The following is a 331-nucleotide window of genomic DNA, read 5'->3' as shown; positions in this document are numbered from 1 at the left end:
TTTGGAATTTGCCTTGGTCATCAGCTATTTGCCTTGGCATGCGGTGCTCAAACGGTAAAAATGAGGTTCGGTCACCGCGGTTCCAATCATCCTGTAAAAGAATTGGCAACGGGTAAGATTGCAATCACTGCGCAAAACCACGGATTTACAGTAGATTCAGCGTCCATTCCGAATACGAGATTAGCCATTACCCATATTGCCTTGAATGATGGGACGGTTGATGGATTAAAACATCTAGACTATCCAGCCTTTACGGTTCAATACCATCCCGAGGCCTCACCAGGCCCTGAGGATGCCAACAGCTTGTTTGATCAATTCCTTCTGATGATGG

1 protein-coding gene is annotated in these 331 nt (G+C 46.2%); it reads left to right on the top strand.

Going from position 1 to position 331, the window contains the following annotated elements; all coding sequences use genetic code 11:
• Positions 1 to 331 (top strand): glutamine amidotransferase-related protein (locus RYX56_RS21620; protein WP_439108526.1); only part of this gene is annotated, 331 nt, incomplete at both ends.

This window comes from Alkalihalophilus lindianensis, from assembly GCF_032843265.1.
GTDB classification, from domain to species: domain Bacteria; phylum Bacillota; class Bacilli; order Bacillales; family Bacillaceae_D; genus Alkalihalophilus; species Alkalihalophilus lindianensis.
The sequence above is the reverse complement of the archived record's forward strand: the minus strand, read 5'-3'. Positions and strand labels throughout refer to the sequence as shown.